The 21,441-nt window shown below is 42.1% G+C and carries 23 protein-coding genes; 7 read left to right on the forward strand and 16 right to left on the reverse strand.

Features of this window, described 5'->3' with window-relative positions:
- The first annotated feature begins 173 nt into the window (after positions 1 to 173).
- On the forward strand, positions 174 to 947 hold the full coding sequence (locus OQX61_RS23560; RefSeq protein WP_265844298.1) for a glucose 1-dehydrogenase: 774 nt from the start codon (positions 174 to 176) through the stop codon (positions 945 to 947).
- Positions 948 to 1,041: 94 nt separating this feature from the next.
- Here the strand turns inward: OQX61_RS23560 and OQX61_RS23565 are convergent, their stop codons facing one another.
- Complete coding sequence (locus tag OQX61_RS23565) at positions 1,042 to 1,872, reverse strand: DUF1080 domain-containing protein (protein ID WP_265844299.1); 831 nt, start codon at positions 1,870 to 1,872, stop codon at positions 1,042 to 1,044.
- A gap of 296 nt (positions 1,873 to 2,168) precedes the next feature.
- Here OQX61_RS23565 and OQX61_RS23570 point away from each other — a divergent pair, with 296 nt between their 5' ends.
- Positions 2,169 to 2,609: an SRPBCC family protein gene (locus OQX61_RS23570; RefSeq protein ID WP_265844300.1), complete on the forward strand. Its 441-nt coding sequence runs from the start codon at positions 2,169 to 2,171 to the stop codon at positions 2,607 to 2,609.
- On the opposite strand, the gene OQX61_RS23575 is transcribed toward OQX61_RS23570, so the two are convergent.
- Positions 2,606 to 2,824, reverse strand: coding sequence for a hypothetical protein (locus OQX61_RS23575; protein WP_265844301.1), 219 nt, complete (start codon positions 2,822 to 2,824; stop codon positions 2,606 to 2,608). The two genes, OQX61_RS23570 and OQX61_RS23575, sit on opposite strands and share 4 nt — an antisense overlap.
- A gap of 136 nt (positions 2,825 to 2,960) precedes the next feature.
- Here OQX61_RS23575 and OQX61_RS23580 point away from each other — a divergent pair, with 136 nt between their 5' ends.
- From OQX61_RS23580 to OQX61_RS23590, 3 genes are all read left to right on the forward strand, one after another.
- Positions 2,961 to 3,563, forward strand: a complete 603-nt coding sequence (locus tag OQX61_RS23580) for a hypothetical protein (protein ID WP_265844302.1) — start codon at positions 2,961 to 2,963, stop codon at positions 3,561 to 3,563.
- A gap of 54 nt (positions 3,564 to 3,617) precedes the next feature.
- Positions 3,618 to 5,846, forward strand: coding sequence for a S41 family peptidase (locus OQX61_RS23585; RefSeq protein WP_265844303.1), 2,229 nt, complete (start codon positions 3,618 to 3,620; stop codon positions 5,844 to 5,846).
- Positions 5,847 to 6,031: 185 nt separating this feature from the next.
- Entirely contained in the window at positions 6,032 to 6,223 is a 192-nt protein-coding gene (locus OQX61_RS23590; protein WP_062548246.1) for a cold-shock protein, read from the forward strand.
- A gap of 243 nt (positions 6,224 to 6,466) precedes the next feature.
- On the opposite strand, the gene OQX61_RS23595 is transcribed toward OQX61_RS23590, so the two are convergent.
- From OQX61_RS23595 to OQX61_RS23615, 5 genes are all read right to left on the reverse strand, one after another.
- Positions 6,467 to 7,804, reverse strand: a complete 1,338-nt coding sequence (locus tag OQX61_RS23595; RefSeq protein ID WP_265844304.1) for an alpha-L-fucosidase — start codon at positions 7,802 to 7,804, stop codon at positions 6,467 to 6,469.
- A 136-nt stretch (positions 7,805 to 7,940) separates the two neighbouring features.
- Positions 7,941 to 8,540, reverse strand: a complete 600-nt coding sequence (locus OQX61_RS23600; RefSeq protein WP_265844305.1) for a hypothetical protein — start codon at positions 8,538 to 8,540, stop codon at positions 7,941 to 7,943.
- A gap of 10 nt (positions 8,541 to 8,550) precedes the next feature.
- Positions 8,551 to 9,033, reverse strand: coding sequence for a sigma-70 family RNA polymerase sigma factor (locus OQX61_RS23605; protein ID WP_265844306.1), 483 nt, complete (start codon positions 9,031 to 9,033; stop codon positions 8,551 to 8,553).
- Between the two features lie 108 nt (positions 9,034 to 9,141).
- Positions 9,142 to 9,828 carry a GNAT family N-acetyltransferase gene (locus OQX61_RS23610; RefSeq protein ID WP_265844307.1) on the reverse strand — a complete coding sequence of 229 codons (687 nt, stop codon included), beginning with the start codon at positions 9,826 to 9,828 and terminating at the stop codon, positions 9,142 to 9,144.
- Positions 9,829 to 9,989: 161 nt separating this feature from the next.
- Positions 9,990 to 10,484 (reverse strand): DinB family protein, encoded by a 495-nt coding sequence (locus OQX61_RS23615; RefSeq protein WP_265844308.1) that lies wholly within the window; start codon positions 10,482 to 10,484, stop codon positions 9,990 to 9,992.
- Between the two features lie 164 nt (positions 10,485 to 10,648).
- On the opposite strand from OQX61_RS23615, the gene OQX61_RS23620 reads away from it, so the two are divergent.
- Entirely contained in the window at positions 10,649 to 12,232 is a 1,584-nt protein-coding gene (locus OQX61_RS23620) for a BCCT family transporter (protein WP_265844309.1), read from the forward strand.
- A 32-nt stretch (positions 12,233 to 12,264) separates the two neighbouring features.
- Positions 12,265 to 13,143: a universal stress protein gene (locus tag OQX61_RS23625; protein ID WP_265844310.1), complete on the forward strand. Its 879-nt coding sequence runs from the start codon at positions 12,265 to 12,267 to the stop codon at positions 13,141 to 13,143.
- A 30-nt stretch (positions 13,144 to 13,173) separates the two neighbouring features.
- On the opposite strand, the gene OQX61_RS23630 is transcribed toward OQX61_RS23625, so the two are convergent.
- The 9 genes from OQX61_RS23630 to OQX61_RS23670 all read right to left on the reverse strand — a co-directional run bounded on the left by OQX61_RS23630 (position 13,174) and on the right by OQX61_RS23670 (position 21,322).
- Positions 13,174 to 13,482 (reverse strand): hypothetical protein, encoded by a 309-nt coding sequence (locus tag OQX61_RS23630; protein WP_265844311.1) that lies wholly within the window; start codon positions 13,480 to 13,482, stop codon positions 13,174 to 13,176.
- A 46-nt stretch (positions 13,483 to 13,528) separates the two neighbouring features.
- A complete protein-coding gene (locus OQX61_RS23635) occupies positions 13,529 to 13,801 on the reverse strand; it encodes a 4a-hydroxytetrahydrobiopterin dehydratase (protein ID WP_265844312.1) in 273 nt (90 codons plus the stop codon).
- A 432-nt stretch (positions 13,802 to 14,233) separates the two neighbouring features.
- Positions 14,234 to 14,662 carry a hypothetical protein gene (locus OQX61_RS23640; protein WP_265844313.1) on the reverse strand — a complete coding sequence of 143 codons (429 nt, stop codon included), beginning with the start codon at positions 14,660 to 14,662 and terminating at the stop codon, positions 14,234 to 14,236.
- Entirely contained in the window at positions 14,643 to 15,398 is a 756-nt protein-coding gene (locus tag OQX61_RS23645) for a response regulator transcription factor (RefSeq protein ID WP_265844314.1), read from the reverse strand. The genes OQX61_RS23640 and OQX61_RS23645 overlap by 20 nt, the downstream gene beginning before the upstream one ends.
- Positions 15,395 to 16,891 (reverse strand): histidine kinase, encoded by a 1,497-nt coding sequence (locus OQX61_RS23650; RefSeq protein WP_265844315.1) that lies wholly within the window; start codon positions 16,889 to 16,891, stop codon positions 15,395 to 15,397. The genes OQX61_RS23645 and OQX61_RS23650 overlap by 4 nt, the downstream gene beginning before the upstream one ends.
- A 253-nt stretch (positions 16,892 to 17,144) precedes the next feature.
- The gene (gene gdhA, locus OQX61_RS23655; RefSeq protein WP_265844316.1) at positions 17,145 to 18,485 is read right to left on the reverse strand and encodes an NADP-specific glutamate dehydrogenase; all 1,341 of its coding nucleotides are present in this window, start codon (positions 18,483 to 18,485) and stop codon (positions 17,145 to 17,147) included.
- Positions 18,486 to 18,775: 290 nt separating this feature from the next.
- The gene (locus OQX61_RS23660) at positions 18,776 to 19,852 is read right to left on the reverse strand and encodes a universal stress protein (protein WP_265844317.1); all 1,077 of its coding nucleotides are present in this window, start codon (positions 19,850 to 19,852) and stop codon (positions 18,776 to 18,778) included.
- A gap of 158 nt (positions 19,853 to 20,010) precedes the next feature.
- On the reverse strand, positions 20,011 to 20,727 hold the full coding sequence (locus OQX61_RS23665) for a sterol desaturase family protein (protein ID WP_265844318.1): 717 nt from the start codon (positions 20,725 to 20,727) through the stop codon (positions 20,011 to 20,013).
- 58 nt (positions 20,728 to 20,785) lie between these two features.
- Positions 20,786 to 21,322 (reverse strand): GNAT family N-acetyltransferase, encoded by a 537-nt coding sequence (locus OQX61_RS23670; RefSeq protein ID WP_265844319.1) that lies wholly within the window; start codon positions 21,320 to 21,322, stop codon positions 20,786 to 20,788.
- Positions 21,323 to 21,441 lie beyond the last annotated feature (119 nt).

Below are 21,441 nucleotides of genomic sequence, written 5' to 3' on the forward strand. Positions count from 1 at the left end.
AATATTTGCAATTATCACCCGGTAGCACCAATGTATCCAGGAATATTTATTTAGAGTTGGCACAGGACAATCCAGGTGAATATATCCAAACATTTGCGCGCTGGTTTTGTTCCTTTTGTGTCTTAATCAGGTATAATACCCTGAAAATAGCCGCTTACATTAAAACTATAAATATGCTTATTAACGAACTTTTTGACCTGACAGGGAAAGTTGCCATTGTAACCGGAGGTGGTAATGGAATTGGAAAAGCCTGCTGTGAAACCCTTGCCGGCGCTGGAGCAGCGATTGCAATAGCCGATTTAAAACTTAAGGACGCAGAAGCGGTGGCCGCAGAAATCATCAGTAAAGGCGGTAAAGCCATAGCCATTGAGTGTAATGTGCTCAATGATGAGGATCTGGTTAATCTGGTAGAGCGAACCCATAGAGAATTAGGCGGTGTTCATATCCTGGTCAATAATGCCGGTGGTGGTGGTGGCGGTAAGGAAAACCCATTTAACATTACGGTGGACGACTTTGCCAGGGTTTTTAAACTAAATGTTTTCAGTGCCTGGAGACTTTCACAACTGTGTGTGCCCTTAATGAAAAAAGATGGTTATGGGAGTATCATTAACATCACTTCGATGAGTAGTGTCAATAAAAGTCCGAATATGAGTGCTTATGCATCGTCTAAAGCAGCACTGAACCATATGACGGGTAACCTGGCTATGGATTTTGGACCACAGGTGCGCATCAATGCGGTTGGCCCGGGGGCTACAAAGACTGCGGCCCTGGCTTCTGTACTTACGCCGGAAATAGAGGAAAAAATGCTGGCACATACGCCGATAAAACGATTGGGAAACCCATCAGATATTTCAGGGGCCGTATTGTATTTCGCTGCACCGGTTTCTGAATGGGTCAGCGGACAAATACTGTTTGTGAACGGAGGTGGTGTTCAAACCCTGGATTAAAGCAAAACAGGTATCCTTTATCGCTTTTTATAGGCTGTAAAGGATACCTGTCCTGTATGTTATAATTTACCGGTATTACTATACCTGTGTATGCTTACTGTAACAACTTTTCAATTACTTTATCCAGCTTTGCTTTATCCTTTGCGTAGCGCTCTAAATTAAACAGCTTTACTTCTTTAAATTCTATCGGGTGACTTTCGCTCTGTAAAGAGATATAACCGCCGGTTAAGGCTTTGCCATCCTGCTTCATTTTCGGATCGTAGTTGGATACACTACCTCCACCGATTTGAGGTTTTGAATATTCCAGCACCACTTCTTTATCAATAATGTGTTTGATTACCGAATCTCCAAGCACTAAAAACTCTGCGGTAACCCACTGATCACCAGCATAAGTTTTCGATTTGGAATCTAAACAATGTGGGGTAAACAATTTACCATCATACACGACCTGTGTACCCGGCGTACATAGATTACTGGTATGACGAATATGCTCCCCGTCGCCACCTAAAATTTGTGCCTCTATAGAAATCGGGAAATCCTGGTTCTTAAGCATGGTTTCCGGTGCTTGTCCGTGCAACATCGCTCCGCTATTTCTTGTAGCCCATCCTTCTCCACCTTTTGCCTGATCGCCAACAAAACGATAAGTAACCTTTAACAGGTAATACGAGAAAGGCTTCTTGTAAAACATATGGCCATATTGCTGATCAAAAGTCTCATATCCATCATAGTTTACTTTGATCAGGCCACCTTCTACACGAAAAGTATTCGCATAATTGTCGTTATAGTCATGTTTGGCGATTTTAATGTTCCAATCTTTCAGATCTTTTCCGTTAAAAAGATTGATCCAGCCTTTTTGGGCGGAAACCTGGTTTACAAACAGGAAGGTCAGAGATACAAAAAGGGATAAGCTGATTTTTAGTTTCATAATTCAAATAATGGTTCGACTTTAAAAATAGGTATTTAAATCAGACCAGGCAATAATTATCCTGCTTATGCGCTAAAGAATTAACCCTCATTACAAGAAAGACTATCCTTTAGGTAAAAATACATTATTGCCACCCCCGGATCGGCGACCCCGTTTTCAGCCGGTCAGCTATGCGGAATTCAACAAAACCAGCACTGACATGGCGGAAATATTTGTGTAATTCTAAAACATTATAGCATTCTGATAAGTTATACGAAAACAACAGATCATAAAAACTTAATCTAAAACTGGAAATCATGAATGAACAACTCTCTGCTCAAGCAACTGTAACCCGCCATTTTTCGGTAACCGCTGAAGATGTTTTTGACGCCTGGCTGAATACCGCTATGATCGGAAGATTTATGTTTGGTCCCGAGGTTCGGGATGAAAAGATTGTGAGCCTTACAACAGATCCTAAGGTGGGTGGTGCCTTTTCCTTTGTAGTCCTTAGAAATGAAGAAGAAATTGACCATACCGGTGAGTATTTAGAGATCAATCGTCCCCTACGACTGGCATTTACCTGGGCGGTACGCAAGGATACCGATGACCATTCAGAAATAGTGGTTGATATTGTGCCCAATGCCACAGGAGCTGAACTTACGCTAACGCAAAAAATGCCGGCAGACTGGGAACATTTCGTTGGCAGTGCAGAAACTTCCTGGACAAAAATGCTGAATGCATTGGATAAAATCCTTTAAGTTAACTCCCTGTTTCTCCCTGCCTTTCTTAAATTTCGCTTTTCCAGGAAATCCAGGTAGCAATAAAGCAACAGCAATGCAGGAATGCTTGCGAGTTGCTTTTCCAGCTCATATCCATCCCTGATCCAATACAGCGCTAATCCGGTAAGGAAATTGGTGACCACAAAAAACAGCAATACCCGCTGCATTATGGTAATAGTACTTATCCTTTTCATATCGTTCCCGTTATCATATTTAGGTTAAAGGCCAGCAATCAAAGGAGCTATCGCTTAACTAAAGATACATACATTCATCTATTAAACAACCATTTAACTATAAAAAATAGCATTTTAACATCAAACAGAGTCAACTATGATCAGTCAAAAACTCAGCTTAGGGGCTCTGTTAGTCCTCTTCAACTTCGGTAGTTCCTATGCCCAAAGTAAAGAGATGAAAGTAGACACCCTTCAGCTACCGGTCTATTATGTTAAATATACGGAAGAAGACAGAAGACAATGGACCGGGCAGCGTATAGATGTTCTTACAACATACAGGATTGTCCCTGTCAAAACTACCAAAAGGGTAGAAATTCCTTACCTGTTAGAAAAAGGTACTGAAAATGATTTCAACGGCTTTTTCCTCAGCTCCACCGATGATTTAATAAGTTTTGGAATGCTGATCTCAACTAATGACGGTCGGACGGGCCTGTCCTATTATGATAAGATGATCGCACAATCAGGGCTTCCACTGGACTTTACCAGGTATGTTCCGATTCCAAATGCCAAAAATAAACGACTGAATCTTTACGCTGCTGCGTTGCTGGATGCCACCTGGATAAAATACAGCTTTAACACACCATCCGAACCTACACCATGGCAAACAAAATACCATAAGTATGTGCCTGGTGCTGATGGGAAAACCTATAACTTTTACCTGATCAAGAAAGTAAACGAAGTTAGTTCAATTGTTAATTAACGTTAAATTAAATAGTTAACCTACCTACTTCCTGCAATTAAAGTAAATTACGGTATGGTTAAATTAAAATTATTGCTCGCCCTACTCCTTTTTCCTGCCTTAACCAATGCGCAGGAACGATTCAATGGTACTTTTGAAAAGCTTGACCAGCAAGGAAACCCTGTTGGATGGGATTTAACTTATAATGGCAAGAATAAATTCGAGATCAAACTAGACAGTGCGGTTAAGAAACAAGGAAAATATGCCATATCTATCAGCTCAGTCCCGGGATTTCCCAGTGGTGCCATCCGGTTTCCAATCAACCAATCATTTCAGGGAAGATCGCTAATGCTGGTAGGAAATATCAGAACAGAAAATGTGACCGATGGTTTTGCTGGCGTATGGTTAAGAGTAGAGGACGCTAATGGCAATGATCTTGCTTTTGAGACCATGGAAAATCAAAAGTTAACCGGTAGCACCGACTGGAAGGAGTATATGGTAAGCGTTAAGTACAACTCAGATGAAGCCGTAAAAATCACTGCTGGTGCCATGCTTTTTGGAAAAGGAAAAATATGGGTAGACAGCCTGAGATTATATGTTGATGAAACCCAAATTGAGCAGGCAACCTTAAAATCTGCCCCAAACTACCCGGCATTAAAGGATAAGGAATTTGAGAATGGTTCTGGAATAGATACGATTGTTACCGGAAAAGTTCAGTTAAAATACTTAACACTCCTGGGAGAACTTTGGGGATTCTTAAAATATCATCATCCTGCTATCGCTGCCGGTGAGCGAAACTGGGATGCGGAACTTTTAAGGGTATTACCTAAAGTGCTACAGCTAACAACTGACGAAACTGCCTCTATCCTATTCGAAAGTTGGATGGATGACTTAGGAAAGGTTCCGGACTGCAAGGACTGCATCCCAACAAACCAGCTAAAAGATCTGGTAGTAAAGCCCGACTACGGCAGCTTACTCAATAATTCAACGTTTAGTAAATCACTAAAGAAGAAACTGACTCATCTGATCAGTAACAGCAATAACAAAAGCCATTACTACGTAGACTTTGGTGGAGGCATTATTCCTGCTTTCACACATGAACAACCTTACACCAAGTGGGACTATCCAGATGTTGGGTATCGATTATTGGCCTTGTATCGCTACTGGGGCATCATTCAGTATTTTTCGCCAAACAGGAAGCTAGCGCAGGACTGGAACAATACCTTAGCGATTTTCATTCCACAGATCATTGCAGCACGCAATCAATATAAATATGTAAATACCCTGGTCAGGTTAGTCAGTACTATCCGTGATACGCATGCTTTTATAAGCAGCAACGTCTATCAACATTATCTGGGCAGGTACAAGTTACCCTTTCAGGCTAAATTCATAGCAGATCAATTGGTAGTTACCGGTTATTATAAAGACACCCTGAATGTGACGCAACAGCTTAAAATTGGTGATGTAATCACTTCAATCAATGGAAAAACAGTAAAGGAACTGGTTAAAGATCACGTTCCGGTTACTTCTGCTTCCAATCACCCTACCGTATTAAGAGATATGCCTGGATTATATCTATTGAGAAGTCATGAGCCTGTATTTAAGTTAGAAATTTCCAGAGCTGGTCAGTTCCTGACCCTGAATCAGGAAGGGCCGCTAAATGATAAATTTGACAGCTATAGTAAAGATTGGGATCCGAAACCAAAAGCACCAGGATTTGAACTACTCAGCAAAGATATTGGTTATATCTATTGCAAAACCTTTAAGGCAACCGAACTGGATCAGATCAGGGAGCAATTTAAAAATACGACCGGAATTATTATTGACATGCGCAATTACCCTACAGATGAAATGGGATATTCACTCAGTACCTATTTAAAACCCAACCCCTCTCCATTTGTAAGATTCAGTCAGGGATCTTTAAGTCGGCCGGGATCTTTCCGGTATGGTCCCCCGGTAATCAGTGGCAGTAAAACCGAAGATTACTACAAAGGTAAAGTTGTCGTCATTGTGAATGAAATGACACAGAGTAATGCTGAGTTTGTAACCATGGCCTTTCAAACCGCTCCCAATGTAAAAGTAATTGGCAGCACTACTGCCGGGGCAGACGGAAACATTGTCGCCATACCTTTGCCCGGTGGTTTCAAAACCTTTATTTCAGGTATCGGTGTCTACTATCCGGATGGTTTTAATGCTCAGGGAACTGGTGTAAAAATCGATTACATGGTAAAACCGACCCTAAATGGCATCAAAAATGGAACGGACGAGCCGCTGGAAGCTGCAAAGCGACATATTTTAAACTAAAAAGTTTACTAAAATATAGGCCTCCAAACGTGATCTAAGGCGAAAAAGTACTATTATTAAATATTTTATTAAAAAAACTTAGAATTCTTTTAAACAATCCCTATTTTACACTTGTTATTCTTTTCTGTTAGGCAACAACTTTACGGGAGCAATAACACTTATCTTTAATAATTAAATAAACTACAATGCCAGAAGGAACAGTAAAATTTTTTAATGAGTCAAAAGGATTTGGCTTTATCGTACCAGAAAACGGAGATGCAGAAATCTTTGTACATGTAACTGGATTAGCAGGCCCTGTTAGGGAGAACGACAAAGTTACTTATGAAGTTGAAAACGGCAAAAAAGGCCTTAATGCAACAAATGTAAAAGCCATCTAATTTATTGATGATTTACCTAAAGCATCTCCCAAAAGAGATGCTTTTTTTGTTTCTACCCTTTTCGTAAATAGAGACCACATTCCCTGAATAAAGAAATCGGCAGACCTGTTCAGGAAATTATAGTGATGTATGCTGTTAAAACCAAAATCGCCTGCAGAAAGCAGACTGATTGCTGGAACAGCTTAGGAATTCATAAAAAGCGGCAGTATTTTACCATTGAAAACACCTGCCGCCAGGAATCATTTACTTCGAATTGGCCGAAGCACTTTGTATTTTTAACACCCATGCATACTTGCAAGGCAGTGTTTCCGGCAATTTCACCACTACCGCACCATTACTTTTTGTCCAGGTTAAAGGCTTGCTAACGCCAAGCATATAGATTTTTGACCCTTCTTTTGGTTGAACCGAAGCAATAGAGAGCTCATTGTTCTGCTGTTTATTAAAGATCGCATAGGTAGTCTTACCATCCTTGCTTTGCGTAAAACGCAAGTTTTCTCCTTCTTTATAATTCGGCAGACTGTTCGTCGAATAAATCGCCTGTTTGTTCACCTTTAGCCAGTCACCCATTTCACCAAGGCGTTCTACACTTGGTGCAGGAATCTCGCCTTCCGCACTCGGACCAACATTTAACAGGTAATTTCCACCTTTAGCGGCTACATCAATCAGGTTATTGATCAATGTTTCTGCTGATTTCCAATTGTGGTCGTTCTTTACAAAACCCCAGTTGTTATTGATGGTCATACAGCTCTCCCAATAATCCTGAGAATTTGTTTTTAAAATCTCCTGTTCCGGCGTACCGAAATCACCCGCTGCATTCTCATACTTGTTCATCCCTTCCATACCGCCACGGGCTTTACTGATCCTGTTATTGATCACTAAAGAAGGCTTAAGGCCGCGTAAATAGTTGTAAAGGTCTTTCCCCTGATCTTCCGTCCACTCAGAAATCCATTCTCCGTCAAACCATAATATAGCCGGATCATATTTCTTAATCAACTCTGCCAGCTGAGGTTTTAAATACTCCTCCCTATATTTCGTGAAATCAGGCTTTTCTGCAGGCTTTTGTTTTGGGTTGGCTTTTGGATGATGCCAATCCATGATCGAATGGTACAAACCAAACTTGATACCCGCCGCTTTACAGGCATCAGCCAACTCTTTTACCACATCCCTTTTAAATGGGGTCGCATCCATGATGTCGTAGTTCGTCACCTTGCTGTCCCACATACTAAAGCCATCATGATGTTTGGAGGTGATCACGATGTACTTAGCTCCTGCTGCTTTGGCTATACTTACCCATTTTTTAGCATCGAACTTCTCCGGATTGAATTGTGCAGCGTATTTTTCATATTCTGCGGTCGGGATTTTATGGGTTTCCATAATCCATTCTGCGCCACCATCCTTTCCGTTGTAAGTTCCGGCAGGAATCGCATATAATCCCCAATGGATGAACATTCCGAATGTATCATCATGCCACCATTGCATCCGCTCGGTTTTAGCGGATTTCGACTCTTCTAAATAATTCTTTTGTGCAAAAACCGGACTGGCTAATAACAATCCGGCAATAAGCAGATAGCTCTTTTTCATACTTGTGTGATTTGGTTATTACAAATAACGGAATATAGGGCATCCGCAATTCTGTGATAATGCCTAATCATTAAACGATTTTAGCTTTCTGTTACACAAGCGCTTAAGCTACCAGGAAGAAAATCAGCCGGGGTATTTACGATCCCTGTTGCAATTCTTTAAGGATGTTTTCAGCCTCCATCGTGGCCTTGATATAGCTATTCCGCACCCAAATTGCATAATAATAAAAACAAGGAAAGCTTAAAGCGTAAACAAACCAAATATCGGTCACCTTAAAAAAATCATAGCCAGCAATCAGCTTTCCCATAACCGGAAGCAGGCAGACCAGTAGAATCGCTCCGAAATAAAGACTTGCCTTCTGCACCAGCAGGAATTGAATTTTCCCTTTAGAATACGCCATCAATGTCTGCTTATAATCATTACCGGAGATATTTATAGCACGCATCCTGCAAAGCGCTTTAAAAGAAAACAGGGGCAAAAAAACGATGATGATCACCGAAACAAGACCGCAGCCCAGCAAATACCAGGTATCCAGCTTAGAGAAATTGAGTAAAATAAATATCACCGCGACCAGGCAAACCAAAGCACCCATCATCTCATATAGGATCAACTTGTTGATTTTACTGCTATAATTAACCCTTGTCATTTTCAGAACTAAGGAATCCGTTACTTTTTTTTGTTTTTCAACCTTATCTGACATTTCCTCCCAAAGGGATTTCATTTCTTCTAATTCCATAACCGATGTTTTAATTGATTTGAGCAATAAGCTTTTGTTTAATCCGACTTAAACGAGTACCGATATTAGTAGTCGTGAAGCCAGTGATTAACGCGGTTTCTTCATGAGTTTTTCCTTCCAGGTAAAGCAGGACTATGGCTTTATCAATGCTGTTGAGTTTCCTGATCTGTGTATACAATACTGCGAACTGCTCTTCTTTCAGTGTATCACTGGTATCCGGTTGATTCAATACAATTTCATCAATTGACACCTGATTACCTTTTCTTTTCTCTTTTTTCAAATGAACAATAGCCGTATTCAGTGCAATGCGATACATCCAGGTGCTCAATTTGGCCTCATTTCTAAAAGAAGCAAATGATTTCCATAGCTGATAGATGATTTCCTGATACAAATCCTCCCCGGATTCTTTGCCATCCGTATACACCTTTACCACCTTATAAATAAGCCCTTGATTGTCCTTTATGATCTCAATAAAATCCTTTTTACTTTGCATAGAAAATGAAAACAACCTATTAGTATGGGAAGCTTGCTAAAAATCACAAAACCAACCGATAATTTTCAAGATCGCCTGTAACGACCTTGAAATCAGGAAAAAGGCAGGCTATTCCCCCTTTTTAGTAAAGTTCCGGAAGCTGATTTTTCTTCTGGTCACAAAACCCAGCTTTTCATAGAGTTTTATGGCACCGACATTGGTTTCGGCAACGTGCAGGTAAGGAATTTTACCTTCCAAAAATATCTGATTGGCCGTATGGGCAACCAATTGCTTAGCATAGCCTTTGCCGGTATGGTCCGGATGTGTCACCACTGCGCTCACTTCGGTATAAGCGTTCATTTTCATGCGCTCTCCGGTAACAGCTATCAGTTCATTTTCTTTGTAAATGCCGTAATAATTGCCCAATTCCGGTGTATTGCTCTTGAAATAGCCCGGTTGTACCAGATTAACCAGTCGAAGTAAGTCGTCTTTATGTTCGGCCTTTAGGGGGATGATATCCGTATTCATGTCCACCTCAATCTTAGCAGTCAGCACCATTTGCAGACAAACCAGCTCCTTATTTAAGGTCAATGAGGGGCTATAATCCGGTTTTTCGCCAACCACATAAAAGCTGGGGGCCAATTCCGAATATTCATCCAGGGCTTTTTCTGTGGAATCAAGCGTTATAAAACCGCCAAACGGGCAGTAGTCGGGGTGATAGAACTTAACATCACCATAGTTGACCGAGAATTTTTCATGGCTTTCCGTTAATGAAAACCAAACAGGGTTATCTAATTTATTTTCGTTTGTGACCATAGGCTTTTCAAACAGCGGTCATGCTTGTGATCAACCGCTGGCTGATAAATATAGGCTCAGACCCCGGCAAATCAAAGTAAAAATACCGTGATATCAGGCCTGAGGTTTTATCTCCTATCTGATATCACGGTACAATGGGACACCTTCTGATCAAAAGAAAGCTAATCGTACTTCAATCCCGGATAGCCCAGCAGCCTTCTCCAAAGCGCCAGCTGGCCGATAATACTCGCCTCCCGGTAAATCGTAAAAGTAATCATCTCAAAATAAGTCATTTTCATAAAACCCATGTCGATTATACTGTCTAACTTTTCATCATCGATATCTACCAGGGCCTCCCGGGCAATCGGGCTGATCATTTCCCAATCTTTCAGATACTCTTCATTTGTAGGATACTTTGCGCCTTCCTGAATCCCCTTATGGTCTTTAAACAACTCATATCCTGCCTGTTTCAATCCGGGATTCGTTTCGGCAGTCATCCAAAAACGTTGTCCAACCAAAGAACCTGCAAGCCAGGCCATGTGGTTTGCCTCCGTATTTAACCGGTTATACATATCTTCTTCAGAAATCCCTACTATTGCCTTCGCAAAAAAAGTAGTCTGCAAATCAAACAAGGACAATAATCCCTGGACTCTGGTGCTAACAGTGGTCACTTCCATGATATTATGATTTTAAGGTTCAACTATTTAATGTTATCTACTATTAAAGTTAAGCAGATCCTTTCTAAAATAAAGGGGAGTAACAAGTCAATATAAAGGGGGAATTGCGCCAATCCGGAAACTTTAGGAGACAAATGCTGTTATGCATTCATAAACCAGCGATAATGCTTAAAAATTACCGGCCGAATTTTAAATTCATCATCAATAAACCAGTCTTTTATACCTCCATATTGTTGATTGTCTGTAGTCTGGCCCTGTGCCTGCTCTTTCAGGAATCACTGGATGCCTGGTTTAACAACACCAAGCTGTTAATCACAGCAAATCTGGGTTGGTTCTTAATCCTGACTGTCAACTTTATCCTTGGTTTTTGTCTGTATCTGGCCTTCGGGAAGTTCGGCAAAATCCGTTTGGGTGGAGATGATGCGGAGCCGGAATTCAGCAATATGTCCTGGTTTGCGATGTTATTCAGCGCAGGAATGGGGATAGGAATTATGTTTTTCAGCATTGCTGAACCTGTCTCTCACTTTGCCCAGCCACCACGTCCGGCGGGTTCCGACCCCGAGCTGGCCATACAGGCGATGGAGTTTACCGCCTTACACTGGGGCTTACATGCCTGGGCGATATATGCCGTAGTCGGATTAGCACTGGCCTTTTTCTCCTTCAACAAGAAACTTCCGCTCACCTTCCGTTCGCTATTCTATCCATTTTTAGGAGAGCGTATCCATGGTTGGTGGGGACATTCGATTGATATTCTTTCCGTAATCGCCACATTGTTTGGACTTTCCACCTCCCTCGGACTAGGCGTACAGCAAATGAACGCAGGTTTAAACTTCCTGTTTGGTTGGGGAATGTCCACCACCCTACAATCCTTTATCATCGTCATTGTGACTTCCATAGCGACCATTTCAGTGGTTTCCGGTTTAGATAAAGGCGTTAAGCTATTGAGCCAGGGCAACATGATCATGGCTTTTGCCCTCATGCTGCTGGTATTTGCATTTGGTCCCTCCATTTACCTGTTAAAAAGTTTCATTCAAAACACCGGATCCTACCTTGCCGATTTCATCGAAATAAGTACCTGGAACGACAGTTACCGGCAATCGGGCTGGCAAAACTCCTGGACAGTATTTTACTGGGCATGGTGGATTGCATGGTCGCCTTTTGTAGGCAGCTTTATCGCGCGGATCTCCAAAGGAAGAACCATCAAAGAATTTATCCTTGGCGTATTGATCGTCCCCGCCATCATCACCTTATTGTGGATGACCGTGTTTGGTGGCACCGCGCTTCATTTTATTCTTGAAGGAGACAATACCCTGGTCGATGCCGTGAATTCTGACATCTCTACCGCCCTGTTTGTCTTCCTGCAAAAGATCCCTTTTACACCGATCTTATCCGGACTTGCAGTATTGCTTGTGGCATTTTTCTTTATCACCTCTTCTGATTCAGGGTCTTTAGTGATCGACAACATTACTTCAGGTAACGCGCCCTATACTCCACCATTACAGCGTGTTTTCTGGGCATTCACCCAAGCCATCGTGGCCATTGTATTACTTTGGGGCGGCGGACTGGAAGCTTTACAAACTGCCGTGATCATTGCCGGGCTCCCCTTTGCAGTCATCATTTTACTGATGTGCTACAGCCTGAAAAAAGGATTGCAGGAAGAGCTGAATAAAAACAAAAAGAAGCTGCGCTCTAAAGAAGAAAAGAGCTACAGAGATACCATTTCAGACCTGATGGCTGAGCAAAAGTAATCACCCTAACGACGTACAACAACAACAACAACATGGCATCAACCCCTAAAATAAACGTGCTTGCAGGTCTTGATCTTTCTGAAATGGATCAGCCACTGATTCAATACCTGAAGCTACTCACAACATTACTACCCTTAAACAAAGTGACTTTCTTTCATAACATCAAGCAATCGGAGCTTCCGGAATCCTTCAAAAGTCCGGAGCAACTAAATACCATTGCCAATACCATTAAGAAGAAGCTTGATGCCACAATTCCTGCCCTTCTCGGCGACCAGCTGCCTTACGATATTGAAGTCACCTTTGAGGATTATACGGAATTATCTTTCACTAAAACGGTTAAAAAGAAACAAATCAACTTTGCAGTGCTGGGCAACAAGCAAAACCTGGAAGGCAATGGCGGACTGGCGCATAAACTGATCCGGATGCTTCCTTTTGAAACCCTACTTGTTCCCGAAACCTATAATCCGGAACCTAAATTGATCATTGAAGCCATAGATTTCTCCAAATACACCCCTACGGTGATGCAATGGGGCAGCCTCCTTAAAAAACACCATCAACTGCCAGAATTGGCATTTCAGCCCATAAACATCTCTAAATTGTCCTGGAAGTTCTTCCCGGGGCTCTCTAATGCCGAGATCAGGAAAAACACACAGGAAGATCTTAAAATCAAATCGGAAAAGTGGACTAAACTATATCCTAATGCTACACCTTTAAAAGTCGTTCCGGCGGAAGATAAAAATATCGCCTCCGCATTGATGCACTATGTAAAAAAAGAAAAGGCTGATTTATTGATTATGGGCGTTCAAGGGGTAGCTTCAGTAACCACACTCTTTATGGGCAGTGTAGCAAATGAGGTCCTTAATATGGAAAGTAACGCCTGTATGCTGTTTGTAAAGCATAACATTGAATAAAGGTGTCCAATTTTCATGGACACCCTGCTTTTATATTTTGGACTCATATTCAGGCGTCTCCGACGCATTATACATATTATGAAGCTGTAAAATGACGGGGTCATTTTTTGGCATCCCATTCTTTTCAAGAATAGGCATGAGCACCTGACCAAATTCCTTAAAAGCATCTGCGGATTCCCAAACATCCACAACCAACCAACTGCTGGCTGTAGGTGCTGCTGCGTGGTGCAACAACCCTTTTGGATGCGTATGACCTGCTGCCTTCAAATCTTTCCAAACCTGGTCGTACTGCTCCCCGGATACACCAGGCATATCGAAATAAACCATTATCTTTTCCATTTTTTCAAGGTTTAAAAGGGTATAACAATTCGGGAATTGTTAAGTTTCAAATGGCATCTACTAATAAAAGCTCATTGATCTCCCTGGCCAGGTTTCTGTCTTTTTCAGTGACAATATCTCCGGCATCATGAGTGCTGAGCCAGATTTCCACCTTATTCCATTCATTGGTCCACCGGGGGTGATGGTTGTTCTTCTCAGCCAGAAATGCCACCCGAACCATAAATGCAAATGCTTCCTGAAAATCTTTAAAGATCAAAACCTTATATAGTTTTTTATCAATTTCTTCCCATTGTTTCTGAATTACATTATCCATTGTCATACCTCTTGATTAGCTACTTCATTGTAACTACGTAATAAAAAAACAGCTGGACCTGGCTAACTGTTTTCGATTTTCAGGATAAGGCAGAAAAAACTGATATAAAACGGAACAGGCTTATTTATCGGCTCATTTTTACTCCATTTATTCTCATAGTGAAGCCGGAAGCCCTGGCTGCCGGAATCCCCTGCCCGCTGCAATGGCCGCTACGAGCCTCCAGCTCAACGTATCCACCCAAACCAACCGGGTAGCACTGAACAGAAAGATCTAAGCTTGAGGAAGCGTATTTAGCCTTATCCTGTCAACTCAAACTGTCGGGTAGCCAGGGTTGGATCATCCCCGAAAAACTCTGCTCCATCTACCAGCACCCGGTAATAGTCTGCCTCTGCGCGCTGATTTTTCCACCCTTGCCTACTGAAATTCCAGGGAGCTGTTTCAACAGATTTTCGCCCTGATCATTGGGAGTTGATTTGAATGCCCCGACCTGATATTCTGTCGTATTGCCCTTAATCCGGATAGGATGAAACTGCGTTTCTCCAGGAGGGTGATTCTACCGAAATCAAAGACCGGATTTCCCGAACTCAAATCAAATTCCGCAGTATAATCCGCATAGCCTATACCGGTTAAGGAAAGGGAAAACCTTCCGGCTGTAAGGCCCTTTACCTCAAGGCGACCACCAGTTGGTACAGCTCCCTTCTTTTGGACTAAATCCTGTTTTCTTATAACGAAATCATCATTTAAAATCAGGTAGTTATCACTACCATTCAACACCATCACTTTAACTGAATATTGAGAAAATCCGGGCATAAAAATCCCAGCTGACAATAGAATTGTCAGTGGGCGTTTACCGGTTTTTAGATTCATCAAAAACCATTTTTTCCAGGGCCGACCTGTACATGGAACCAACAGGAATTTGCTTCCCTTCTATCCATACATTTCGCTTATCCAGCTTTCCAATTCTCGGACTGGAAACCAGGAAAGAGCGGTGTACCCGAATAAACCCGGGAGCGGACAACAAGCCCTCCGCCTCTACCATGGTGAGGCGCGACCGGACCACTCCGCTGCTTAAAACAAACTGTACATAATTGCCAATACTTTCCGCGTACAGCAACTCTGAGCGTTCAATCTTAATCAGCTCATATCCGCTTTTAATGAAAATTGAATTGGCGGCTTTTTCTCCCGGAACAGCAGACACTCCTCCCTGACTTTGATTGCGAAGCTGGTGGTGTTCGAAAGCCTTGTTACATGCTTTCAAAAACCGCGGAAAGGAGAATGGTTTCAAGAGATAGTCTATCGCGTCCAGCTCAAAACTTTGCACGGCATGCTCCGAATAGGCGGTGGTGAAGATCACCATCGGTGGGTTTGGGAGCGACTTCAGGAAATCAATCCCCGACAACCCCGGCATCTTAATGTCCAGAAAAATCAGGTCTACCTGCTCCTGTTGTAAATACATTAGCGCCTCTTTACTGCGCGTAAAACACTCCGAAAGCCGGATACATGGGACTTCCGAAGAAAGATTCCGGATCACTTCCAACGCAATAGGCTCATCATCGATCGCGATCGCCTTTAAAATATTCATAGGGTCTTTCATTGGGATCATAGCAACCGGATGTTTAATTCAGCAATAAATTCATTATCAACCTGACCACAGTTCAATTGATACTTTCCTTCATAAAAAAGCATCAGCCTTTCTCTAACGTTATTCAAACCTATTCCAGACGACTTTCTTTCCGGATCGACATAAACAGCTTTAGAAACGCTGTTTCGCACCTTAAAATGGATGCTATCTGCCGTACAGGACAAGTCAACTATGATCCATGACTTTTCATCCGCGTCAATCCCATGTTTAAACGCATTTTCTACAAAAGGAATCAGTAACATCGGCACAATCAAATGATCACATTCTGCAACATCCAGGTTTGCTTCCAGCCTGATCTGATCAGAAGGCAGGATCCGTAGTTTTTGCAAAGCGATATAGTTTTGCAGGTAAGCAACCTCATCCTTCATCGGAATAAAATCCTGGTGGTTGTCTTCCAACATGAAGCGCATCATATCTCCCAGCTTCTGGATGCCATCGGCTGTTCTTTTGGAACCGTCAATCAATGCCGTCCCGTATAAAGTGTTCAGCGCGTTAAATAAGAAATGCGGATTAATCTGGGCACGTAAAAACTGTAAGTCTGCTTTGGAACGTGTCAACTCCATCGCGGCCTTGCTCCATTCGAGTAACTCATCTTTCTTCCGCTGGTAAACCAGCCAGGTACAAGGTACGGTAACCAGCAGCTGAAAAGCCCAGTTCCCCAACAGGAACATCGGGATCAGACTGGTATGGACCAAAAAGATCACCATAGGAATCGTGCAAACGAAAGTAGAAAAAAGCAGTCTACCGACAAAGCCCCTACTCAGCTCATTATTTTTTAAATACCTGGGAAACAACCAGTAAACATTCGACACATAAACAAACAATACCCCATTCGCCAGCACAAAATACCATAAATAGAACAACTCATATTCTATCAGATTGAAAGTGGACACAAGGATAGGGATGAGCAAATAGATCACCAACAGGCCTGAAATTTCATTTGCCATCAAGGTATAATACCTGGTTTTCGGACCTGAGTTTTCAATTCTACAACTCAGATAAGTTCTTAGAACAGCATAAGTACCATACAAACTCAGGAGCTGCAAACCCCGCCCCCAACCCATCCAAATGGAACTCAAAGGCTCATCATTATAGCCAAACATAGAAAAAAGTCCATATCCGCTATAGTTAGACTCCGCTGGCCGTGCGAAATAAGTAGCCACATTTACACCCAGAGCGAGTAGCAAACCCAGGGCTAAAAACTGAAAAAGCAGCAAAAGATAGTCAACATACCCTTTCTCTTTAACTTTCAGAAAGCGGGGAATACTGAATAAATTAATCCATAAATACACCAGCAAAAAGAGCAGGATCACCCCAATCCTTGGCAACAAAGTAGCCATTACAGGCGCCTGCATGCCCTCCATAATTCCTGCAGACAGGAACACATTAAGGATCGATATGGCGGACAACAGGACAACAAAGAGAATTTCGTGGTTCAGAAGTTTATTTTTCATAGGTTCAGGATCCCTGATAAGTTCAGCATTTTCGTAGGTCAGGATCTGATACAAGGATACGAACCGGAGCTAATTGCCTACAAAATATGGGATCGAAAGCTTATATCTGGTACAAAAAGCTAAAATATGGTTTAAAACACCATAAAAAAGGCCGGACAAATTCCTTTTTAAGGAAACCTGTCCAGCCGTTATACACATCACTGGATTAAATTAATCCTGATCTGCGGTTTGTTTTTAAAGAATACCTTTTATTTTAAACTACGCCCTGAGCGATCATGGCATCAGCCACCTTCACAAAGCCGGCTATATTTGCACCTTTTCCATAATTGATATAGCCATCTTCTTCCTGACCATACTTCATACAGGTTTTATGAATCTGTGAGATAATCACTTTCAATTTACCATCAATTTCTTCACGATCCCAGGAGAAACGTTGCGAGTTCTGAGACATTTCCAGACCGGAAACAGCTACACCACCTGCGTTTGCCGCTTTACCTGGCGCGTATAAGATCTTAGCGCGTTCGAAAATGTGAATGGCCTGAGGGGTAGTCGGCATATTGGCGCCTTCTGCCACACAAATACAACCATTGCTCACCAATAATTTTGCATCGTTTTCATCCAGTTCATTCTGAGTCGCATTAGGGAAAGCAACATCACATTTAATCTTCCATGGCTTTTCATTCGGGAAAAACTGGCAATTAAACGCATCTGCATATTCCTTAATTCTTCCTCTACGCACATTTTTCAGCTCCATAATGAACTTCAGTTTCTCCGTATCAATCCCTTGCGGATCATATACAAAACCCTCAGAATCAGACATCGTTAGGACCTTCGCGCCTACTTCAATGCATTTTTCTACTGTAAATTGCGCAACATTTCCAGAACCTGAAATCACCACATTTTTTCCTTTCAGGGAATCATTGCTGACTGCCAGCATTTCTTCCACGAAGTAAACCACACCATAACCGGTGGCTTCCTGGCGGATTAAACTGCCACCCCATTCAAAGCCTTTACCGGTTAAAACCCCTGTAAATTCGCCTTTAATGCGTTTATATTGACCAAATAGATAACCGATTTCTCTGGCACCCACACCGATATCACCGGCAGGCACATCAATATCAGCACCCACATGGCGGTATAATTCCGTCATGAAACTCTGGCAAAACTTCATTACTTCCGCGTCAGACTTCCCTTTAGGGTCGAAATCTGCGCCACCTTTACCACCGCCCATAGGCAGGCCGGTTAAACTATTCTTGAATACCTGTTCAAAGGCAAGGAATTTAAGTACGCTTAACGTTACCGAAGGATGGAAACGTAAACCACCTTTATAAGGGCCGATTGCACTGTTCATTTGTACTCTGAATCCGCGGTTTACTTCCACTTCTCCTTTGTCATTTAACCAGGGCACCCTAAAAATTATCACACGTTCAGGTTCAACAATCCGTTCCAAAACCTTATTCACCTTATATTTCAGGTTTTCTTCCGTAAAAGGGATAATGGATTCTGCTACTTCATATACTGCTTGTAAAAATTCTGGTTCATGCGTATTGCGGGACGCTACTTTACTCATGAATTCATTGATCGTTTGGTTCATTTGTGTGTGTTAGGTTTAAAAATTGGCAAAAAAAGGTCATTGCATTTAAAACGCGGACCTTTGGTCTTGGAGTTAATCAGGCTTTCTCAGGAAAAGAGTTAGTATTTGAATTATCAGGATATGAAATGCGCTGTAATCTGTTTCATTTAGCTCCGAAAACAAAAATAGCCTAATTTTCGAAAAATAAAACTAAATAATCAAATTAACGCCCGACATATCCCCCTAAAGCTTAAAATATCCAGGCAATTCTGTAGAGAAAACCAAAAATCAAGACATTTTCTGACCAATAATTAAGCTCTAAACAACATTAACGGAACATGAGAACGGCTAGCCAGCTGATTAGTGACCCGCTGGTGGAAAATTCCCTCAAAGAAACCATATACCCCGGGGATAGTAATCACCAATTGTGCCCCTTTCCGGTCTGCGAACGCAATTATCCCCTCTGCAACATCATCATTTTCTACAAAGTGATATTCAGGTTTCTGATCGTCCCATAACTCATGTAAACCTGACAACTGTATCATTTCATCAGGATCAAAATCCCCGACCCGACGGTCAACATTTAAGATCAACAAGGAGGCACCCAATGCTTTAACAAAGGTTTTGATGGCCAGAAGTGGGGTTAACTCCACCACATTTTTCAAATCACAGGCAAAAACCACTTTTTCTATTTTTTGGTAAGTGGCTCCGGAAGGCACTGCCAATAAAGGGGCAGGACAACTTTTCGCCAAATCCAGTGTATTGCTTCCAATAAGAATCTGTTCCAGCGTACTCTTTCCGGTCATACCCACCACCACCAGCCCCGTCCGGAGCTGCTCCACCAGCATCGTTACTGCCGGAATCAGCGTCCGGTCATCATTTCTGGTTGCAATCTTTGTTTCCGGCAAGACCAGCTGTTCCAGTGATTCTTTTAATCTCGTAATTTTCTCCAGACTTCCTGCTGACGATTCCGTAAACCCGGGTCCTACCGGAGCAAAACCGGTTGTTGACGGCATTAAAATAGACTCAAAGGAATGGTATAGCACCAGTTTTCTGGTTTTTAAATCCCGGCTCAATAACGCGGCGTACCTCGCGGCATTCGCGGCAGCCTCAGAAAAATCTGTGAGGACTAAAATACGCTTCGCACTATAAAATTCAATCAGCCATTCGTCTATTGCCCCTTCAAGTTCTTGAAAATCTTTGTCGGACAATGTTCTTTTTCCACGTTCTAAAACCAGCCATTCTCCTTTTAAAGACCGACGGAGTATGATTGGATCATCTTCATTGGTCACCATTTCCACCTTAAACATGCGACAATGGCTGGTTGCGGTCACAATGCCGCTTAACTCCAGACTCCCGACATTAAATTCAACAAAAAATGTTTCCATGTCATTTCTCCTTTTTAAAAATTCCTTTTTATAACGGTTCCAGGTTCCGGTGCTTATCGCTTTCCGGCTATTGGAGTTTTACCCTTATCCTCATTTCAGACACCTGTGATCAGCTCTGATTCAGCGCCCGGTCATCAATTCCGTTCTGTATAATCCCATCAATTGTAGTCCCTATCTCCCTGGCCCGGGCTCTTTTTATCAGGTAAAGTACTAAACAAGGTATCCCAAAGCATCGAACTGACACCAAATGCTTTATCTGGTTGCTGATAATGATGTAAGTGATGGTTTCGCCATAACACTTTCAGATATTTCGGGGGTGGAAAAGCATGAATAGCATAATGGATAGAAACATAAATAAGGTATCCCGAAATGAAACCAGAAAAAAACACCAACGCATAACCTCCTGAATCAAACACTAAAAGAGAGAGCCCACAGAACAGTAGTAACACAACAGAAGCCATGATTAAACTTGGCACTGGTGGCATAAAAAGCCGTCTTCTATCTCTCGGGAATTCATGATGATTTTCATGAAAAATGTACACCATCCGCTTCCCTAACTTAGTACCTGCGGGAAAATGAAACAGGAAACGATGCACCAGGTACTCGAAAAACGTCCAGGTAAACATGGCACTCAAAAATATCCAGAACATCAGCATTATCGAATAATGGTAACCAGACCAGACATAATAGATTAAAAAGATAACCGTGGGAATATAAATGCTGTAAATCACCCATGGACGGGTCTTCGTAAGTGCTTCAAGATATCTGTTTTCAAAAATCCTTGCTTGTCCTTTGTTGTTAATTGTCACATTATCCATCACATCTCCTTTCGTTAAAGCAACCGTGAACCAGAGCGCAAAAAATTCAAAATACAAGACCATCCAGCATCAAAAGAATGGCTGTTACTATAACAAATACCTGCTCACGCTGGTTTTAAAAGGAAGGTGTTTTTTTATTTAAGATGTTTCCTATAAGGCGTTTCTCGTAGCAATAAAACCTCAATCCAGGCCTGAAAGCCAGGTCGATCTCCCCTGCATATTCATAACCTAGTTTAGGAAACAATCGCTGAGTGGCTTCGTTCTCGGAATTGGTATCAATTCGGAGCACTGGAATCCCGCGATCCAGGGCTACCTTTTCTGCTTGTTGCAGCAGCGCAACGGCAATTCCTTTCCCCTGGTGATCCGGACTAACGGCTAACCGGTGTGTCACAATAGCGGTTTCCTCAAGATCCCATCCTACCTGTGCATACTCCGCATCCTGATCCGTAGTAATTGCAGCAATTCCGGCAATTGCCCCCTCAATATCAGCAACCCAAAGCTGCTGAAGGCTGATATCCTTTTCAAAAGCAGCAGGATTTGGGTAAGTATCGTCCCATTGCCAGTTTCCGGCAGCATTCATCAAAGGCACTACCGCTTTAACCAGCTCCATAATCGGGCCTATATCGTTTAAAATTGCTCGTCTAATTACCATCACAATCAAAATTACGAAAAAACCTTATTCCAAACCCTTTACTAATTCCCCAAATCGAACACCACCCTGCCCAATCAGGTGTTTTTCTTTCAGCATCACTCCGTTTTTACCTTACCAGC

The organism is Pedobacter sp. PLR, from assembly GCF_026239675.1.
Taxonomy (GTDB): domain Bacteria; phylum Bacteroidota; class Bacteroidia; order Sphingobacteriales; family Sphingobacteriaceae; genus Pedobacter.

Excerpts from the sequence above, each read along its gene's own strand:
- OQX61_RS23570 (WP_265844300.1), top strand. The coding sequence starts at position 2,169 with ATGAATGAACAACTCTCTGCTCAAGCAACTGTAACCCGCCATTTTTCG.
- OQX61_RS23585 (WP_265844303.1), top strand. The coding sequence starts at position 3,618 with ATGGTTAAATTAAAATTATTGCTCGCCCTACTCCTTTTTCCTGCCTTA.
- OQX61_RS23605 (WP_265844306.1), bottom strand. The coding sequence starts at position 9,033 with ATGCAAAGTAAAAAGGATTTTATTGAGATCATAAAGGACAATCAAGGG.
- OQX61_RS23560 (WP_265844298.1), top strand. The coding sequence starts at position 174 with ATGCTTATTAACGAACTTTTTGACCTGACAGGGAAAGTTGCCATTGTA.
- OQX61_RS23650 (WP_265844315.1), bottom strand. The coding sequence starts at position 16,891 with ATGAAAAATAAACTTCTGAACCACGAAATTCTCTTTGTTGTCCTGTTG.
- OQX61_RS23645 (WP_265844314.1), bottom strand. The coding sequence starts at position 15,398 with ATGATCCCAATGAAAGACCCTATGAATATTTTAAAGGCGATCGCGATC.
- OQX61_RS23620 (WP_265844309.1), top strand. The coding sequence starts at position 10,649 with ATGCTTAAAAATTACCGGCCGAATTTTAAATTCATCATCAATAAACCA.
- OQX61_RS23670 (WP_265844319.1), bottom strand. The coding sequence starts at position 21,322 with ATGGTAATTAGACGAGCAATTTTAAACGATATAGGCCCGATTATGGAG.
- OQX61_RS23600 (WP_265844305.1), bottom strand. The coding sequence starts at position 8,540 with ATGGAATTAGAAGAAATGAAATCCCTTTGGGAGGAAATGTCAGATAAG.
- OQX61_RS23595 (WP_265844304.1), bottom strand. The coding sequence starts at position 7,804 with ATGAAAAAGAGCTATCTGCTTATTGCCGGATTGTTATTAGCCAGTCCG.
- OQX61_RS23565 (WP_265844299.1), bottom strand. The coding sequence starts at position 1,872 with ATGAAACTAAAAATCAGCTTATCCCTTTTTGTATCTCTGACCTTCCTG.
- OQX61_RS23610 (WP_265844307.1), bottom strand. The coding sequence starts at position 9,828 with ATGGTCACAAACGAAAATAAATTAGATAACCCTGTTTGGTTTTCATTA.
- OQX61_RS23590 (WP_062548246.1), top strand. The coding sequence starts at position 6,032 with ATGCCAGAAGGAACAGTAAAATTTTTTAATGAGTCAAAAGGATTTGGC.
- OQX61_RS23635 (WP_265844312.1), bottom strand. The coding sequence starts at position 13,801 with ATGACAATGGATAATGTAATTCAGAAACAATGGGAAGAAATTGATAAA.
- OQX61_RS23615 (WP_265844308.1), bottom strand. The coding sequence starts at position 10,484 with ATGGAAGTGACCACTGTTAGCACCAGAGTCCAGGGATTATTGTCCTTG.
- OQX61_RS23630 (WP_265844311.1), bottom strand. The coding sequence starts at position 13,482 with ATGGAAAAGATAATGGTTTATTTCGATATGCCTGGTGTATCCGGGGAG.
- OQX61_RS23625 (WP_265844310.1), top strand. The coding sequence starts at position 12,265 with ATGGCATCAACCCCTAAAATAAACGTGCTTGCAGGTCTTGATCTTTCT.
- OQX61_RS23660 (WP_265844317.1), bottom strand. The coding sequence starts at position 19,852 with ATGGAAACATTTTTTGTTGAATTTAATGTCGGGAGTCTGGAGTTAAGC.
- OQX61_RS23580 (WP_265844302.1), top strand. The coding sequence starts at position 2,961 with ATGATCAGTCAAAAACTCAGCTTAGGGGCTCTGTTAGTCCTCTTCAAC.
- OQX61_RS23575 (WP_265844301.1), bottom strand. The coding sequence starts at position 2,824 with ATGAAAAGGATAAGTACTATTACCATAATGCAGCGGGTATTGCTGTTT.
- gdhA (WP_265844316.1), bottom strand. The coding sequence starts at position 18,485 with ATGAACCAAACGATCAATGAATTCATGAGTAAAGTAGCGTCCCGCAAT.
- OQX61_RS23640 (WP_265844313.1), bottom strand. The coding sequence starts at position 14,662 with ATGAATCTAAAAACCGGTAAACGCCCACTGACAATTCTATTGTCAGCT.